Source organism: Nitrosospira sp. Nsp14 (genome assembly GCF_900113575.1).
GTDB lineage: Bacteria > Pseudomonadota > Gammaproteobacteria > Burkholderiales > Nitrosomonadaceae > Nitrosospira.
Genome location: NZ_FOPV01000009.1, coordinates 35,103 through 50,065 on the forward strand (window position 1 = coordinate 35,103; position 14,963 = coordinate 50,065).

Consider the following 14,963-nt stretch of genomic DNA (forward strand, 5'->3'; position numbering starts at 1 on the left):
TGTGTATGCGTATAGGTATAGTGTCGCGCAAAGGAAAACAGGCTGAACAAAATAAATGAAGATTCGCAATCTGGATCTGACGGGTAATCCGGTCAACGCAGAGCATCAGGAGCTGGGGCTTCCACCCATAGAGGAGCCAATATCTCACCCTGGAGCGCATCCGTTTCTTCAGGCCGCGATGTGGATTGCCATTGTGGTTTTGATCGCGCTCGTGATTTTTCTGATCGGTCGGTTCTTTTTTTCCAATAACTGGTCGGGCGGCTGGCAGATTGTCGGGGAAACCCTGAGCGGGAATGTTTTTTGGAGCGCCGCGATGGTCGGGTTTCTGGCGCAAGTGATCGACGGCGCGCTGGGAATGGCTTACGGCGTTACCGCAACCACCTTTCTCTTGGCGACGGGCGCAACACCGGGTGCCGCGAGCGCAAGCGTTCATATCGCGGAAATTTTCACAACCGGTGTTTCCGGTATCTCGCACGTGAAATTCTGAAATGTAAACAAGGACTTGTTCATGCGGTTGCTGGTGCCAGGGATCCTCGGGGGAATCATCGGCGCAATCCTCGTTACTCAGATCGACGGCGCGGCCTTCAAACCGTATATATCGGCTTATTTGTTGCTGCTGGGAATTTATATTTTGAGCAAAGCATTTCGGCCGCTCCGTCTTCGTAACAAAGACAAAGCACCTGAACATGTAGGCAAATTGGCCTTGTTCGGCGGGTTCGTGGATGCCGCGGGCGGCGGCGGCTGGGGCCCGGTTGTTACATCAACATTAGTGGGTTCGGGCAATGATCCGCGTACGACTATCGGCTCGGTAAATTTCGCCGAATTCTTTCTTACACTAACCGGCGCTGCTGTTTTCACGCTGCTGATGGAAACCAACAGTTGGACCATAATTATGGGGTTGGTTTTCGGCGGTCTATTCGCGGCGCCTTTCGCTGCGGTATTGTGCAAGACGCTTCACGCGCGAACATTGCTGATATTAGTGGGGATGCTGATAGTCGTCATCAGCCTGTATAACCTGCATCGCGCGCTGTTCAGCTAAAATTGGGACGAGAGATGAATTTGGTATTCCTGTACGTCTTGTTCACCCTTGTGAAGTAGGAAAAGCTGTCCCCCGAAAATGCTGGAAGTATGCTTTCTAAAGCTCAGGCTTGACAAATTCCTCACATCGGCACGATACTTTTTTCAGATAAGCTGTGATAAGTTGCGACACGTTATTGTTTCGGATTCATCCAGTCCAGTCGGCCCCTGGGGGTAGGTGCCTAAATAGCGCGGCTGTGCAGTTAACCGCCTCCAAGTTAATGTGGCCACGTTTCTTGCAGTCGCATTTAGCGCAAGCAATTATCCGGTAACGCATGAACGGCGGATTCTGGTTTGACATTTACATTTTTTAATAATATCCATGGGAGAGAAAACGATGCGAAAGCAATTTGGGACTGCTCTGTTACTGTCTAGCCTGGCAATTTCAGGGACCGCCTCGGCTCAACAATTTGACGATGATGTTTCAGATTTTGGAGTGTGGGGCGCTGCGACTGCGACCGGCAATTTTGGCTTTGTCAATCCGGATAATCCGATATTGGGGAAAGTGAAGTGGTGGGCGGAAGGGCAGGGGCGTTTTGCGGATGATGCATCGAAGTTTTCCCAGGCTATCGTACGTCCCGGTATAGGTTACCAACTCAACGAAAAGATGAGTATTTGGGTCGGATACGCTTGGACACCGACTACAACTCCCTACGTCAAGAATACCTACGATGAGCACCGTGCCTGGCAACAATTCATATACGCCGACACATACTCATGGGGGAAGTTTCAAAGCCGCAGCCGCCTGGAAGAACGCTTTGTCCCCGACCATATAGGGTCAGCATCCAACCCAGGGGATGGAAATCCCAACAACGCGTCGTGGGTGGGTTTTCGTTATCGGCACTTGCTCAAAGCGTCCATTCCACTCTCGTTTGCACCGGGCTTCAGTTACATTGTTCAGGACGAGGCGTTTGTGAGTCTTAACGACACCGATTGGGTTCCCCGGCAAGGATTCGATCAAAACCGGTTCTTTACGGGTGTGGGCTACGCCTTTACCAAAAATATCACCGGCGAGATCGGATACATGAACCAGTACATTATTCGCCGCGGGGCCAACTACATGGGGCACAACCTAGTAGTCAACCTGCTTGCAAATTTCTGAGAATCTCTTTTCGCCACGGGGTAGGAAAAAAATATACGCTCTTTCTGGTTATTCCGTGGCGAACCCACCCGCTTTGATTTTGAATTCAAATTCCTTCTCATTCCCGAGCTTAATTATCTGGTCGTTGTCGCTCGCGATATCCCTGGATGCTTCTGCTCCAAGTCATGCCGCGACGGACGATTATAATCAATGCATCGATAGATCAGCCAAAGGAAGGAGCGGACAGAATACGGCTTCAGCAACTGAAGCAGGTTGCGAGCAGCGATCGGAGAACGTGAGGACTGAAGAACTCGACCTGCCAGCCGATGCGCTCGGCAGGCTGGACGTAAGCGCGGGATTCGGTTGGGGGATTTTCAGCGGGACCATTTTTAACGGAAATAAGGACTACGCGCTGACAGGTGTTACCGTCCTTCTCACTCCGCCAACAAATAAATCTGATCAAACCCCGGTGAACGGCAGGGAATATGACATCGCTTTAGCTTTGGAACCCTTGGCGAAAGGCTCTCTTTCCATGCCTGTTCCGTCCGACAATACCCTTGAATATACGTGGAAGATCACGAAGGCACGAGGTTACAAAGCGCGATAATACCGGCCGTTAAGTATTGAAGATGGCTCTATAACAGAGGTTTTAACATCCCCTCGAGCTTGCTTCGGCTGAGGCGTCCCAGTTTTGACCCTGTGATGTTCCCGCTGCGGTCGATAACAACCGTGAACGGCAGCGCGCCTTGCCGGTTTCCAGCCGCATCAGCCAGCGCCATGACACTCAGGTCTCCTACCAGCACGGGATAATTGATACCGATTTGCTTACTGAAGGCAGCTGCCCGTTCTATCTGATCCACGGCGATGCCGACAAAAACCACTCCCCGATCGCCAAATTTTTTCTGAAGCTCAATGAACTCGGGAATTTCCTCCCGACAAGGCCCGCACCAACTTGCCCAGAAGTTCACCACCATAACCTTGCCGCGCCATTGAGAAATGGGTTGAAGCGTGTTCGTAAGGTCCGGCAGGCTAGCCGCGAAAATTGTCTCCGATCCTTTCCGTGCCGTATCGGCCGGCACCTCGAGCGAGCCATTACTGCTCGTCAGCTGACCACGCAAGAGAACACCCGCAGTCAATGCAAGTATTGCAACACCCGCATACAACAACACTTGCTGTAATTTTGTCATCAACCAGATCTCGAAAAGTTTTGCTGAAACTCCGCCGGGCACTCTTCGCGTTGCAGGCACACCGACGATCCTGTCCTAAATTCCTAGTGAGTTGAACCTGTCTTGAGATGAGATTGGACCCAAGGGACAAGCCCCATGTGCGCAACTGTGCATCCGCGGGACTTGGCCCGAGAAACCTAGATCAATACCGCGTTGAGGATCGATAGGAAACTATCCTTATCCTGATACCCGATGAGCCTCACGCCTGGAATCTCGCGCCCCTGCCGGTCGAGAAACAAAATGCCCGGCGGTCCAAATAACCTGAAGCGCTTGAGTAAAGCACCGTCATCCGGGGTACCCGCGGTCACGTCCACCTGTAGTAGCACCACGTCTTTCAAGCGCGATTGCACTTTAGCATCGGTAAACGTGAAGCGCTCCATTTCCTTACACGAAATACACCAATCTGCGGAAAAATCCAACATGACATACTTGTCCTTCGATTGGGCGATTCGCTGTTCAAGTTCGTCGATGGATTTCACTTTTTGAAACGGTAAATGACGGGTTTGCTCCATCCCGGTTTGGTTCGTTCCATTTCCACCCGCTCCAGCGATGCTTATCCTTGAAAGGGGTTGCAAAATATCGCGACTGCCCGAGAACACACCGATCAGCAGCGCAATACCAGTCAGCAATGCGATCATGCCCAGACCTTTCAGGAGTTTTTGCGTGCCGGAAGCATCGGGATGCAGCGGATCAACGGCACGCAAATAAATGGCTGATACGATCAACAACGCTGCCCATAGCAGCATATGCGCCACGGCGGAGATCACCGGCGATATCAGCCAGATCGCGACACCGAGGAGTAAAACACCGAAAAAGTTTTTGACTGACTCCATCCAAGGGCCTACCCTGGGTAGAAGCGCCCCTGCGGATGCGCCCAGCAGCAGCAGAGGAACACCCATCCCCAAAGCCATGACAAACAATGCTGACCCGCCCAGAACGACGTCACCGGTCTGGCTGATATAAAGCAACGCCCCCGCCAGCGGAGCTGCCACGCAAGGGCCGACAATCAATGCCGACAACGCACCCATTCCAAATACTCCGGTCAGGTGGCCGCCCTTCAAATGCCCCGCCTCCTCCGAGACCTTGCTCTGCAGGAAGGTGGGCAATTGCAGTTCATAAAAACCGAACATGGAGAAGGCAAGCACCACAAAAACCAAAGCAAATGTTCCCAATACCCAGGCATTCTGCAAAGTTGCGGAGAGCATCGCGCCGGAGAGGCCCGCGGCTACGCCAGCGCACGCATAGGTAATTGCCATGCCCATGACATAGGCGAGCGAGAGGACGAATCCCCACCTCTTGGTGATGTGTTCCCCCTTCTTGGCAATAATGCCCGATAGGATTGGAAACATCGGAAATACGCAGGGAGTAAAGGAGAGCAGGAGGCCGATGCCAAAAAAACCGGTCAGAATCAGCCAGAAGTTGCCACTATCGAACATCCGCTCGATCTTGGCTGATTCCGTCTCAATGGCGGGTGACGGCGATGACTGAAAGAGTTCCGCCGTTGGATCCGCCTTTTCCGGCTTTGCCGCGGCGAAGGCAGGCGCCGCCATCGCGTTGTTGCTGATGGCATTGGCCGCTGACCCTGCCGCAGCTTTAGCCATGGGCAGGGTCAGCTCAACCACCTTGTTTATCGGCGCGTAGCAGACACCTATCGGTTCGTTGCAGCCTTGGTAAGTTGCAACGAGAGTGAGTTTGTCACTTGATGACCCATCGCGTTTCAAGGACACGACCGCCTCGAATGGCTGGTGAAAAACCTCGACTTGACCAAAGGTAACATCGCTTTTCAACTTACCCGGGGGAAGAGATATCTTCTCGATAGAGGTTTCCGTATTCTGGGGCTTGAATGCAACCTTATCTTTATAGAGATAATAGTTTTTAGCCGGCTCGAATTGCGCCACCAGCGTATTCTCGTCTCGTACTCTGACTGTCAGCTTGAAAGCCTGATCAGGGGGCAGCAATTCCTCCTCATCACTTTTATCGAAGCTCGTGCCGAGCTGCTTTAAGCCTGAAAGAAACCCGAATGGCTTCGTCTCTTCAGCGAAAATGCTCGTGCTGGAGAAGCAGAGCAAAAGCAGCCAAACGCGGCTCAAGCGCATTGAAAAACTGGTCCGGTTCATTTTTGGTCCGAGGCTGATGTTTCTTCGGCGATCCACTTCAGATAGGCGGGCAAACCACTGATGATTGGGACAGCAATGATCTCTGGTAGTTCGTAGGGATGGGCAGCCTTGATTAACTGCTCTAACTGCGCATAATGCTCCGCAAGCGTTTTAATGAGCACCGGGACTTCACTTACACTTTCATTTCTTCCTTCCCAGCGATATACAGAAGTACAGTCAGCCAGCACGTTAACGCAGGCCGCCACGCGCTCATCCACCAGTTTTTGCGCAAGCCCCATCGCGGCCGCTCGGTCGGGTAAATTGGTAAAAATGAGTATGGGTTCCATGCGTGAATTGTACTCGCGAGACTCGCATTTTATCTACCTTCGCCAGCAGCCGCATTCCCCTTAGCCGCCTTCCGCGAAACAGTCACGCACAGTGGGGTAGCGCAGGTCTACGTGCAACTCATGTTTTAACCGGGTGTTTATCAGCCGCCGCGACTCCCGCATGAATGACAACATGCCGGGCGATATCTGCCCCTCGGCCTCGGCGCGCGAAACGCGCGGTGGCCGCGGCAAGCCGAACCGGTCGGCTATCAAGTCAAAATACTCGCCCATTTTCAAATGCGAGTCATCGCAGGCGTGGTAGACCCGGCCGGGTCTGCCCAAGCGCAGTGCGGCCACAACGATCCGTGCAAGATCGTCAGCGTGTATATGATTTGTAAAGCTATCCTGTTCCGGCAGTAACGCCGGGATGCCGTCACGCAGGCGCGCCAGCGGCAACCGGTTACCGGCATAAATCCCTGGCACCCGCAGGATCGAAACGCTCACTCCGGTGCGCAAGCCCCAGCTGCGCAGCTGTCTTTCCGCATCAACGCGGCGCAATGCGCGTTCGGTCTGCGGGTTGAGCACATGCGTCTCATCTACCAGCCTTCCCTCGCAATCACCATACACGCCACTGGTGCTGATGTACACAAGTCGTTGTGGTAACATTGCCGCCTTTATCTTTGTCTTTGGACGCCTTGTTCTGGTCAGCGCTGCCAGGAGATTTGCGGTGCGGCTGTCGTGCCGGCCCAAGTTGGGTGGCGGCGCCAGATGCAGCACCGCATGAGCCAAGCCGGAAATTTTGCTCAGACTATCAGGTATGTCTAGATCGCCAAATACGGGCGTAATACCCTGCAAACGCAGGGACTCGCGGTTCTCCGGTCTGCGGTACATGCCCAGCAACCGGTAATGCGCCTGTAGCAGGGGCGCCGCCCGTAACGCCACATCGCCGCAACCGGCTATCAAGAGTGTCTGCTTCATAAATGTTCAGTTCACCGCCACCGATTTATTTGCCGATGCATCCGTAATCCATGCCTTATCAAATCACTATTCAGCCGAGCGGACATGTTTTCTTCGCCGAAGCCGACGAAACCATCCTGCAGGCCGCGCTTCGCGAAGGTTTTCCCCTCCCGTACGGCTGCCGCAACGGTGCATGCGGGACGTGCAAGGGCAAAATCATACAGGGAACAGTGGATTTCGGCAGCTACAACGAAAGCGCGCTGTCGGAAGTTGAGAAAAAGGCCGGCATGGCGTTGTTCTGCCGCGCGGTGCCGCTGACGGACCTGGTAATTGAATGCCGTGAGATCGGAGCGATAAAAGATATCAAGGTCAAAACACTCCCGTGCCGCATCCAGAAACTGGAGCGGGTGGCGCCGGACGTAATGATCATTTCCCTGAAGCTCCCCCCCAACGAACGTTTGCAGTTTCTCGCAGGACAATACATCGACATCCTCATGAAAAATGGCAAGCGCCGGAGTTTTTCACTGGCTAACGCCCCCCATGACGATGAGTTGCTGCAACTGCATGTGCGCAACTACCGTGGTGGCACATTCGCCGAGCATGTGTTCACCCAAATGAAGGAAAGAGACATCCTGCGCTTTGAAGGACCCCTGGGCACGTTTTTTCTGCGCGAGGATTCGGACAAACCAATAATATTCGTTGCCAGTGGGACCGGCTTCGCGCCGGTCAAGAGCATACTTGAGCATGTGTTCCACGTACGCAACTCGAGCGGCAATGAACGGCAAATGGTGCTTTATTGGGGCAACCGGACCAAGGCAGATCTTTACCTCGCAAACCTCGCGGGCAACTGGCAACAGGCACATGACAACTTCACCTTTATTCCGGTGTTATCCGAGGCATTGCCATCGGATAACTGGAGCGGAAGAACCGGACTGGTGCATGAGGCAGTAATGCAGGATTTTGACGACCTCGCCGGTTATCAGATCTACGCTTGCGGTGCGCCTGGCATGGTTGAAGCCGCGCATCGGGATTTCACCCAGTTGCGCAGGCTCCCTGAGGAAGAGTTTTTTTCAGACGCGTTTACTGTTTCCTCCGGTGAATCCAAATCCTGACGCGTCGAGCGAAATTCTGACTGCTGGGCTACCTCGCGTTCCAAAGCAGACTGCCCGATGGGTGGGAAAAACGCCTCGTCTGGATCTTATCTTCCGCAACCAAGTCCCGCTAATCCGATTCCAAACGCCTTAACGCAAGTTTTAGCCCCTCGTCATAGTGATGCCTAGCCGGCTCGGATCGGCCGATTTTCTCGTATAGCCGCGCCAACGCCAGATGAGCTGTATAGCTGGGCTCCACCGACAGGCTCGCCTCAAGATAGTTCTGAGCTTTGCCCCATAGCCCGCAATGAGCACAAAGCTTTCCGAGCGCCAGGAGGAGGGAAGCATCGTTAGGATGAGACTTAAGCCATCCTTCCGCGCGTTCAATTTGCCGGATAGCGTCACCCTCCGGACATTCGCCATAAAGCTCGGCTAATTCCGAATCCCATTGGTTATCCAGGCTCTGCTCAATGATTTGATGAGCTGTCGGGCAATCGCCTAGAGCCGCAGACGCGCTCGCAGCGGCAGCAGCCAGCTTGCTGTCCTTTTTATCCGACGATGAAATATTTTGCCAATATTCCTTTAGTGCCTGGGAGTCCCGCGTTCTGCTTTTGAAACCCTCCAAATAGGCATAGCGGCGCCATTGGGTGATCAGGTTCGTGTCGAGCGCGTTTCGGCTCTCTAGCTGCCTGAGCAGATCCAGTACCGCGACCCAGTTCCTGCCCAGCTGCTGCGCTTTCAACTCCAGGCGCAATGCCGCGGTGTGCTGTCGATCGCCCTTCATGCGCAACGACCCTAAAATTTTCAGGGCTTCTTCAGGCCGCCGTTCATCCAGCAACAGTTCAGCGTGAGTCATAACCCGCAGCGTCGTTTCATCCGGCGCGCTGGATTCCGCTTTACTGATAAATTCATCCCGCTGCGAATACCTTCTTAGTTCATGCGCAGAACGCGCGGCGATCATAGCGTTGATTGCAGCGGCCTCGGGAGACTGGTCCATTTCCAGTGCCGCCGCCGACGCGCTCTCGGCCTTGGCATAACGCCCTTCGAAGTACGCCCTGAGGCCATCCATCATGGCGGCATGCGCTTTCTCGCGGCGCCGCCGGGCGCGGAAATCGCTCACTTCAGTTGGCAACCGGATGGTAATGACAGCCAGCCGTACCACAAAATAAGCAATGAAAAGCAAGGCCAGGAGTACCGCCACCAGCAAGTTAAGCGATAGCTCGATACGATAAGGGGGGGACACCACCAGCACATATCCGCTGTTGTAGCGAGCCCCAAGGGTAACTGCCACTGCAAAGAAAAACAATGCCAGAACCCAGAACGCTACTTTCACCTGTTTCCCCGGTCACGGGCTAAACGGTAGTTGCGCACGGCATCCAGACTGGCGGAAATACGAGGCAATTCGATACCGACTTCGCTTGCGCGCAACTGGTGCAGTGCTTCGAGCATGGCGACAGTGGGTCTCGATTTATTATCGTAGTAGCGACCGATCCAATCCAGAGATGCGTCGATATCGGCGTTAAAACTTGCACCGTCGCGCGCAAGCAGTGCCAGCCGCGCCGATAACAGGCGCAATTTCAGATTTTCTCGCAGGAAATAAGCCTGCGATGGCGAGAGCAGGGGAATATCGGGCTTATCCATATGTTGAATACGCACCAGCCGCTTCATGTCTTCCCACATTTCCCGCGCGAATCTGAGCCATACACCTTCCGTTGCTGGCGCCTGATGCTCAGAAGCTCCGGGTTCCGGGGGGCGAAGTTCCATCGCAAGGGGCAGCGCATCAACCGCAGCGGCAAGATTGTCGAGACGCAGGCTGATCCCCACGGTATCGAGATACGGCGCGGCGTTCAAAACATCCATGTCTTTGGATAGAATCTTGCGCAGCGGGGCTAATTGAGGGCGATCAATGCGCTGGAGGCGGGCATCGGCCTCCTGCATCGCGATCAGGGCAGCTTTTACATTACTCGCCAGTTGCAGCTGTTGATTGGCAATGAGTAGCAATTGCTCAACTTCCTCCAGCGTCGCCTCGTCACGCGTTCGCGTAAGCTCCTGGTAAAGCGCCTCCATCGCAAGTTGCTGGCTTTGCGATTCAGCGAGCTTGGCTTCGAGCAGACTAAGCTTTGTATCCAGCCTGCGTCCCGACTCGGTTGCCTCGGTCGCGAGATTTTGCGTCCCCTTTCCCAAGGCGTCCGCATCCGCCAGCCTTTTTGCCAGCTCATGTTGCAAATCGGTGATCTGGTTGCGCGTGTCGTACCATTGCCAAGCTACTACGGCGATAATGATGATTGCAAAAATCCAGATCGGGTTGAAACGCCTGGGCGGTTCTTGCCGCAGGTCCTGTGGTTCAGTATTCTCCGCAGGCTGAAGTTCCGCACTCATTGTCGGGATGAAAAGCTGTCCTTACCAGTGGCTTGCACCCGAAGATAATTCGAGATGCCCTCAAGGAGACCGCGATCACCCGGGGCCGTGAGAATCACCCGAGTGAATCCCAGCGTCCTGGCAGTTTGGGCGATACGCTCATGGGAGACAAACAAGGACACTCTTTTTAAGCATGGCTGTCCCGCCGCCCCGACCATTTCGCACAAGTTGCGCAGCCCCTCGCTGCTGGTCATGATTATCGCATCAAGCTTGCCGCTGGCTGCTGTCCTCAGCAGCGGCGCAGTATCGGCCTCCGGCTTAACCCGGCGGTAGCACTCCACATAGGTAACAGTAGCGCCGCGTTTCAGCAAGGTTTCACCAAGCAGTTCACGTCCGCTGTCTCCACGGAATATCACGAAGCGCTTACCCGTCACCTCTCTCAATTCCCGCAGCTCAAGCAACGCCTCGCTATCGAAACGCGCAGACGGCACGATCACTTTGTCGATGCCGAAGTGGCCCAACGCGTTACGCGTGCCCTGACCAACTGCGACGGCCGTTAAACTGGGGGGAAATGGACGGATTGCGTTTATCCGCGTCATCGCCTTCTCAACCGCGTTGGGACTGATGAAAATTGCGAAATCGAATTCATCCAAGCGTGCGATTATATCAAGGAGCGGTCCGAGGTTGTTTGTATCCCGGATCTCCAGTACTGGAAACAAAACGGGATTTCCGCCTGCGAGGCGTACTTTCGCTGCGAGTTCGCCCGCCTGGTGTGCCGGACGCGTGACCAGGATATTCATCCCGGCCAGAGCGGTACTCACGGATGACTCACTGGTTCCGTTGCTCTCGGACCCAATGCCGCCAATATTTCGTCAGCACCCTGCAGCTTCAGGTTCTGTGCCAGTCGTGCGCCCATCGCCGCACCCGTTTGCGGATCGCCGCTCAATTCGTCGCTTATGATACGCATCCCGTCCGGGCTTGCGACGAAGCCGCGCAACCGAAGGACCCCGGCTTTGATTTCCGCGAACCCGCCCAGCGGAACCTGGCAGCTTCCGTCGAGCGCCCGGCTCATGGCCCGCTCGGCCTCGACGCATTGTGCCGTTTCTGCATGGTGCAACGGTTCCACGAGCTTAAGCAAGTCCGTTCTATCGGATCGGCACTCGATGCCCAACGCACCTTGTCCCACAGCCGGCAAACTCAGTTCCGGGCTCAACAATGCGGCAATACGGTCGCCCAGCCCCAACCGTTTCAATCCTGCGGCGGCCAGGATAATAGCCGAGAACTGCCCCTCGTCCAGCTTGCGCAACCGCGTTTGCACATTGCCGCGCAAGGGCCGGACTTGCAAATGAGGGAAGCGGGCGCGCAATTGACTTTCGCGCCGCAGGCTGGAAGTGCCCACCACGCTGTCCGGAGGAAGCTCATCAAGGCTCGCGTATTGATTCGAGACCAGGGCATCGCGCGGATCCTCACGCTCCGCAATTGCCGCCAGGGAAAACCCCTCCGGCATATCCATTGGTACATCCTTCATCGAGTGCACGGCAATATCCGCGCGACCGTCCTCAAGCGCCTGTTCCAGCTCTTTGATGAACAGTCCCTTGCCGCCGATTTTCGAGAGGGATACGTCAAGAATCTGATCTCCGCGCGTTGTCATGCCAAATATGCTGAATTCGGTTTGCAGGTATAATTTCGAGAGGCGGTCGCAAATGAAATTCGCCTGCCACAGGGCAAGCGCGCTCTCCCGCGTAGCAATAACGACTTTTGTAGGTGTGAATGAATTGGGCATTATTACAATGAGAAAATTAATGAATTATTTCCAGCGGCTCATTTTAGCATGGCGGGCCCCCAGCCGGATTGACGCGCAAACAACAGATCGAAGCGTGCTTTTCCTCGAAGAGGTTGCGTTATGACACTCCTCGTTTCCCAAAGCGAAAACCTCGGCAAGAATCAAGCCGTGGATAAAGACACGATGGTCAAGGATGATCCCCTTCGAGAAGATATCCGGCTGCTGGGCCGGATGCTGGGCGATACCCTGCGTGAGCAAGAAGGTGAACCAACGTTTGAGCTGATTGAGAACATCCGTCAGACCGCGATCCGATTTCGCCGCGAGCAGGACCTGGAAGCACGGCACGAGCTCGACTTGATACTGAACCAGCTCAGCAACAAGGCGACTGAAGCAGTCGTACGCGCGTTCAGTCATTTCTCGCAGCTGTCAAACATTGCCGAGGATTTGCATCACAACCGCCGCCGCCGCATGCATCTGCGAGCCGGATCCCCACCCCAGGCGGGGAGCATAGCGCTGGCGCTGGATCGAGTGCTCGCCAGTGGCACAGACGGCGAAGCGTTGAAAAAATTTCTCTCCAAGGCCCTGGTTTCCCCGGTTTTAACCGCCCATCCAACCGAAGTGCAGCGCAGGAGCATACTGGATTGCCAGTTGACCATCGCGCATCTCTTGAATGAGCGCGACCGTATGCAGCTGACGCCGGACGAAGTACGCAACAATGAGGAGGGGCTGCGAGCGGCCATTCAAATATTGTGGCAGACCCGGATGCTGCGCTCAGAACGTCTTTCCGTGTTCGATGAGATCAAAAACGGGCTGGCCTATTACCATTATACGTTTTTGACGGAAGTACCGCGCCTTTATGCGGAAATCGAAGACTTGCTTGAACGTCGGATGGGGAGCGACGCGCCGCATATTCCGCCGTTTTTGCGTATCGGAAGCTGGATCGGAGCGGACCGGGACGGTAATCCCTTTGTGACTGATGAGGTGATGTTGCATGCGGCTGAGCGCCAGTCGGCACTGGTGCTGGACTTTTACATGGGCGAAGTGCACCAGATAGGGCGTCAGCTTAGCCTGACGGAGCGTCTCGTCGACGTGGACGATGAATTGATCGCGTTAGCTGAGGCCTCCCCCGATAGGGCACCTAGCCGTGCGGACGAGCCATACCGGCGTGCGCTGATTGGAATCTATGCCCGGCTCGCCGCTACCAGTCAAGGACTCGGACATGTGATTAGGCAGCGCCGGCCGGTCGGGTCTGCCGCCCCGTACGTCGACAGCACGGAGTTCGTTCGCGAACTCGATAGCGTCATCCATTCGCTGAAGCAGCACAAGGCGGCATTACTGGCTCGCGGCGACTTGCGCCATGTCCGGCGTGCGGCCGAGGTATTCGGCTTTCATCTCGCGCCGCTCGACATGCGCCAGCACAGCAACATTCACGAGCAAGTCGTGGCCGAGTTGTTCGATTACGGCGCGCAGCCCAAGGGTTATTCTGATCTGCCCGAGGCAGAACGCGTACGGTGGCTGCTGGCCGAAATCAGCAGCCCGCGGCCCCTGCGTTCGCCGTATCTGGAATATTCCGAACTCGTCCAAAGCGAGCTGGCCATACTTCAAACCGCAGCGGATATTCACCGTCGCTTCGGCGCAGCAGCGTTGCCAAACTATATCGTTTCCAAAACGGATGGCGTTTCCGACTTACTGGAGATTGCATTGTTGCTGAAAGAGGTGGGGCTCCTGCGCGTTGGGGAAAAAGCGCATCTCCATCTCAACATCATTCCGCTTTTCGAAACCATTGCTGACCTTCGCGGCTGCGGCAAAGTGATGGACGAACTGTTCTCGTTGCCGTATTACCGCAAACTCCTGGCGTCGCGACAGAATGTTCAGGAAGTGATGCTGGGGTACTCGGACAGCAATAAGGACGGGGGCTTCCTCGCTGCTAACTGGGAACTTTACAAGGCGGAAACTGAACTTACGAAAGTATTCGCTAAGCACGAGGTTGAATTACGCCTGTTCCATGGACGCGGGGGTAGTGTCGGGCGGGGTGGGGGACCCAGCTACCAGGCCATATTGGCGCAGCCGCCGGCGAGTGTTAACGGTCAGATACGGATCACCGAACAGGGCGAAGTCATTGGCAGCAAATATGCAGACCCGGAGATAGGCCGACGCAACCTTGAGACCCTCGTAGCCGCGACAGTCGAGGCCACGCTTCTAAGCCATGATACCTTGGGGGGACGTGCGCCTGCATACTATGAGATCATGGAAGCGCTGGCACAAGATGCGCTCGCCGCTTACCGCAACCTCGTGTACGAAACGCCAGGGTTTAACCGCTATTTTCAGGAAACGACGCCGATAAGGGAAATTGCAGGGCTTAATATTGGTAGCAGGCCGCCATCGCGCAAGAAGTCGGATTTGATAGAAGACTTGCGGGCCATACCCTGGGTGTTCAGCTGGAGCGTCAATCGCTCCATGATCCCGGGCTGGTATGGCTTCGGCACGGCGGTGGAAATGTTCGTGCAGCGCGAAAACAAAGGCGAAAAGGGCTTGGCCCTCCTGCAGGAAATGCATCGGGACTGGCCATTCTTGCAAACGCTTCTTTCCAACATGGATATGGTGCTGGGCAAAACGGATATGGGCATCGCCTCGCGCTATGCTGAGCTGGTAGCGGACGTCGGTTTACGAGAGGAAATCTTCGGACGCATTCAGGCCGAATGGGACCGCAGCGTAAAATGGCTATTCGCCGTCACAGGTCGAACGGAATTTTTACAGGACAATCCGACCCTGGCCCGCAGTATTCGCAACCGCACGCCGTATATCGATCCGCTCAATCATTTGCAAGTGGAGCTGTTAAGGCGTTATCGTTCCGGCGATGCCACAGACGCGGTAAAGCGCGCTATTCAACTCACCATAAATGGGGTGGCAGCAGGACTTCGAAACAGCGGATAAGTGGTGTGCGGAATTTCTAGCAAGCAATAGCAAA

At 55.0% G+C, this 14,963-nt stretch carries 13 protein-coding genes and 1 pseudogene; 6 read left to right on the forward strand and 8 right to left on the reverse strand.

The genetic code is table 11. The features are described from left to right. The first annotated feature begins 55 nt into the window (after positions 1 to 55). The 4 genes and pseudogenes from BM022_RS15975 (at position 56) to BM022_RS07345 (ending at position 2,765) form a co-directional block, all read left to right on the forward strand. Entirely contained in the window at positions 56 to 487 is a 432-nt protein-coding gene (locus tag BM022_RS15975) for a hypothetical protein (RefSeq protein WP_256209033.1), read from the forward strand. Between the two features lie 12 nt (positions 488 to 499). Continuing rightward, a pseudogene (locus BM022_RS15980) lies at positions 500 to 1,039 on the forward strand (TSUP family transporter); the annotation flags it as partial. A 375-nt stretch (positions 1,040 to 1,414) separates the two neighbouring features. Beyond that, entirely contained in the window at positions 1,415 to 2,179 is a 765-nt protein-coding gene (locus tag BM022_RS07340) for a DUF2490 domain-containing protein (RefSeq protein ID WP_091138273.1), read from the forward strand. Beyond that, entirely contained in the window at positions 2,166 to 2,765 is a 600-nt protein-coding gene (locus tag BM022_RS07345) for a hypothetical protein (protein WP_143079548.1), read from the forward strand. The genes BM022_RS07340 and BM022_RS07345 overlap by 14 nt, the downstream gene beginning before the upstream one ends. A 28-nt stretch (positions 2,766 to 2,793) precedes the next feature. Here the strand turns inward: BM022_RS07345 and BM022_RS07350 are convergent, their stop codons facing one another. From BM022_RS07350 to BM022_RS07365, 4 genes are all read right to left on the reverse strand, one after another. After that, positions 2,794 to 3,345: a TlpA family protein disulfide reductase gene (locus BM022_RS07350; RefSeq protein WP_091138275.1), complete on the reverse strand. Its 552-nt coding sequence runs from the start codon at positions 3,343 to 3,345 to the stop codon at positions 2,794 to 2,796. 176 nt (positions 3,346 to 3,521) lie between these two features. After that, positions 3,522 to 5,501: a protein-disulfide reductase DsbD gene (gene dsbD, locus BM022_RS07355; RefSeq protein WP_256209035.1), complete on the reverse strand. Its 1,980-nt coding sequence runs from the start codon at positions 5,499 to 5,501 to the stop codon at positions 3,522 to 3,524. Continuing rightward, a complete protein-coding gene (gene cutA, locus BM022_RS07360; protein ID WP_091138128.1) occupies positions 5,498 to 5,827 on the reverse strand; it encodes a divalent-cation tolerance protein CutA in 330 nt (109 codons plus the stop codon). Before cutA ends, dsbD begins: the two co-directional genes overlap by 4 nt. Positions 5,828 to 5,887: 60 nt before the next feature. Further along, complete coding sequence (locus BM022_RS07365; protein WP_091138129.1) at positions 5,888 to 6,784, reverse strand: SDR family oxidoreductase; 897 nt, start codon at positions 6,782 to 6,784, stop codon at positions 5,888 to 5,890. A gap of 50 nt (positions 6,785 to 6,834) precedes the next feature. Here BM022_RS07365 and BM022_RS07370 point away from each other — a divergent pair, with 50 nt between their 5' ends. Beyond that, positions 6,835 to 7,875, forward strand: coding sequence for a CDP-6-deoxy-delta-3,4-glucoseen reductase (locus BM022_RS07370; protein WP_091138131.1), 1,041 nt, complete (start codon positions 6,835 to 6,837; stop codon positions 7,873 to 7,875). 109 nt (positions 7,876 to 7,984) lie between these two features. Here BM022_RS07370 and BM022_RS07375 read toward each other — a convergent pair whose 3' ends face one another. From BM022_RS07375 to hemC, 4 genes are read right to left on the reverse strand one after another with little or no spacing between them, the layout of a single operon-like run. Beyond that, complete coding sequence (locus tag BM022_RS07375; RefSeq protein ID WP_091138132.1) at positions 7,985 to 9,187, reverse strand: heme biosynthesis HemY N-terminal domain-containing protein; 1,203 nt, start codon at positions 9,185 to 9,187, stop codon at positions 7,985 to 7,987. Next, on the reverse strand, positions 9,184 to 10,233 hold the full coding sequence (locus BM022_RS07380; RefSeq protein ID WP_091138134.1) for a uroporphyrinogen-III C-methyltransferase: 1,050 nt from the start codon (positions 10,231 to 10,233) through the stop codon (positions 9,184 to 9,186). Before BM022_RS07380 ends, BM022_RS07375 begins: the two co-directional genes overlap by 4 nt. After that, the gene (locus BM022_RS07385) at positions 10,230 to 11,033 is read right to left on the reverse strand and encodes a uroporphyrinogen-III synthase (RefSeq protein WP_091138136.1); all 804 of its coding nucleotides are present in this window, start codon (positions 11,031 to 11,033) and stop codon (positions 10,230 to 10,232) included. The genes BM022_RS07380 and BM022_RS07385 overlap by 4 nt, the downstream gene beginning before the upstream one ends. Continuing rightward, on the reverse strand, positions 11,030 to 11,995 hold the full coding sequence (hemC, locus tag BM022_RS07390) for a hydroxymethylbilane synthase (protein WP_091138138.1): 966 nt from the start codon (positions 11,993 to 11,995) through the stop codon (positions 11,030 to 11,032). The genes BM022_RS07385 and hemC overlap by 4 nt, the downstream gene beginning before the upstream one ends. Positions 11,996 to 12,178: 183 nt before the next feature. On the opposite strand from hemC, the gene ppc reads away from it, so the two are divergent. Further along, the gene (gene ppc / locus BM022_RS07395) at positions 12,179 to 14,929 is read left to right on the forward strand and encodes a phosphoenolpyruvate carboxylase (protein WP_371264307.1); all 2,751 of its coding nucleotides are present in this window, start codon (positions 12,179 to 12,181) and stop codon (positions 14,927 to 14,929) included. The last annotated feature ends 34 nt before the right edge of the window (positions 14,930 to 14,963 follow it).

Bases quoted from the DNA above. Each gene is read 5' to 3' on its own strand.
- dsbD (WP_256209035.1), bottom strand. From the start codon at position 5,501: ATGAACCGGACCAGTTTTTCAATGCGCTTGAGCCGCGTTTGGCTGCTT.
- ppc (WP_371264307.1), top strand. From the start codon at position 12,179: ATGGTCAAGGATGATCCCCTTCGAGAAGATATCCGGCTGCTGGGCCGG.
- BM022_RS07365 (WP_091138129.1), bottom strand. From the start codon at position 6,784: ATGAAGCAGACACTCTTGATAGCCGGTTGCGGCGATGTGGCGTTACGG.
- BM022_RS15975 (WP_256209033.1), top strand. From the start codon at position 56: ATGAAGATTCGCAATCTGGATCTGACGGGTAATCCGGTCAACGCAGAG.
- cutA (WP_091138128.1), bottom strand. From the start codon at position 5,827: ATGGAACCCATACTCATTTTTACCAATTTACCCGACCGAGCGGCCGCG.
- BM022_RS07370 (WP_091138131.1), top strand. From the start codon at position 6,835: ATGCCTTATCAAATCACTATTCAGCCGAGCGGACATGTTTTCTTCGCC.
- hemC (WP_091138138.1), bottom strand. From the start codon at position 11,995: ATGCCCAATTCATTCACACCTACAAAAGTCGTTATTGCTACGCGGGAG.
- BM022_RS07380 (WP_091138134.1), bottom strand. From the start codon at position 10,233: ATGAGTGCGGAACTTCAGCCTGCGGAGAATACTGAACCACAGGACCTG.
- BM022_RS07340 (WP_091138273.1), top strand. From the start codon at position 1,415: ATGCGAAAGCAATTTGGGACTGCTCTGTTACTGTCTAGCCTGGCAATT.
- BM022_RS07350 (WP_091138275.1), bottom strand. From the start codon at position 3,345: ATGACAAAATTACAGCAAGTGTTGTTGTATGCGGGTGTTGCAATACTT.